This window comes from Nocardioides sp. CPCC 206348 (assembly GCF_048654705.1).
Classification (GTDB): Bacteria; Actinomycetota; Actinomycetes; order Propionibacteriales; family Nocardioidaceae; genus Nocardioides.
The window spans coordinates 1-1,790 of sequence record NZ_JBMCZA010000173.1; the positions used below are offsets into that span (position 1 = coordinate 1).

At 70.2% G+C, this 1,790-nt stretch carries 2 protein-coding genes; one reads left to right on the top strand and one right to left on the bottom strand.

The features are described 5' to 3' along the window. Positions 1-651 (bottom strand): DUF222 domain-containing protein (locus tag ACOADB_RS13605; protein WP_378599445.1); only part of this gene is annotated, 651 nt, incomplete at its 3' end. 323 nt (positions 652-974) lie between these two features. Between ACOADB_RS13605 and ACOADB_RS13610 the strand changes: the two genes are divergently transcribed. Beyond that, positions 975-1,790: dicarboxylate/amino acid:cation symporter (locus ACOADB_RS13610; RefSeq protein WP_378599448.1), on the top strand; the 816-nt coding region annotated here is incomplete at its 3' end.

The window sequence follows — 1,790 nt, forward strand, 5'->3', positions numbered from 1 at the left end:
CTTGATCAGCTCGGCCTCCTCCTCGCAGCCGTAGCCACGCAGGTGTTCGCCACCGAGTCCGTCCTCGGAGAAGCCGAGGTAGCGCGCGAGGTGCGCCGCGCGCTCCTGCCGCTCCTTGGACCGATCGTCCTTGATCAGGGTGCCGTCGACGTCGAGCTCCCGGGCGACGTCGCCGAACGCGACCTGGAGGTCGCTGGCGTCGTACGCGTTGGTGTGGACCAGCTCGAGCAGTCGGTCGGCAACGGCGGTGCGGAACTTCGGAACGCGGGGGAGCGTGGTCACCTTGCCGCCGATGGCGCGCGCCTGCGGGAGGGAGATCGCGCCGTCCTTGAGGGCTTCGCGCACCGCCGGGAGGTCGCGCAGCTGGTCGACGGCGCGCACGAGGCCACCGCCCGAACCCTTGTGGCCACCGGTGACGTGGGTGAGGAAGTCCTTCGTCGACGCCCAGCCGAGCTTCTCGGCCGCGTGCGTCTCTTCGAGCCGCGCGGTGACCCCGAGCATGGCGGCGTCGAGCATCGCCCTGGCCTGCGCGATCCGCGCTGCGGCCTCAGGTGCGTCCGCCCCGTCGAGGGCGTCCCACTGGGCCTGAGCCAGCTCCGCGGCGCTCTCGACCGCAACAGCGGCCTTGTCGAGGGCGTCGGTCGAGGACATGACCCCACTCTATCGAACAGATGTTCGAAGCGCAAGCGTATGGCCAGACCTGTGTGATACGGAATATCCGCGTCCGGAGACAGGTTCGCCCCAGTGTGTGCAGAGAGCCGAGAACCCCGGGTGACCTGCTGACGCGCCGCCTCGTGGTGGACCTCCAGCGGACGAAGAGCACGCGCTGTCGTTGAGGACCTGCGCCCTTCCGGCGCGTCCCGACCCGCCGATCCGGCGGGCAGCCTCCCTCTCGTCCCCACCGATCTCCATCGATCCAGTCGGTCCGCAGCGCCGTCGATGCGCCGTGCGGCCGCATCGAAAGGCATGTCCCCATGAGTTCCACCCGCACTGTTGAGCGCGCCGGCTGGCGCGACCGGCTCCCGTCGTTCGGCGTCCAGGTCCTGATCGGTCTCGCGCTCGGCGTGGTCCTCGGCCTCGTCGCCCGGTCCATCGGAGCCGACGGCACCGACGCCGCGACCGGCGAGGTCGACCCCAACTGGCTGACCGAGACGCTGACGACGGTCGGCGACACGTTCGTGACGCTGCTGCGGACCATCGTGCCGCCGCTGGTCTTCCTGGCGATCGTGGCCTCCATCGCCAACCTCCGTGAGGTCACCGGCGCGGCGCGTCTCGCCTGGAAGACGCTGGTCTGGTTCGCCATCACGGCGTTGATCGCCGTCACGATCGGCATCGTGCTGGGGCTGGTGCTCCAACCGGGCAACCACACGAGCGTGTCAGCCGACGCGGCCGCCGACCCGAGTCGCACCGGCTCGTGGCTCGACTTCCTCACCGGGCTGGTCCCGGACAACGTGCTCGGACTGCAGGCCAGCGCCGGCGGCGACGGCTCGGTCGGACTGTCCTTCAACGTGCTGCAGATCCTCGTCGTGGCGATCGCCATCGGCATCGCGACGCTCAAGGTCGGCGACGCAGCAGAGCCGTTCCTCGTCTTCGTGCGGTCTGCGCTCGCGATCGTCCAGAAGGTGCTCTGGTGGATCATCCTGCTCGCGCCGATCGCCACGGTCGGCCTCCTCGGGAACGCCGTGGCGTCGTACGGCTGGGACGCCCTCGGCTCGCTGGCCACCTTCTCGGCCGCGATCTACGTCGGCCTCGCGCTCGTCGTGTTCGTCGTCTACCCGGTGCTGCTGCGG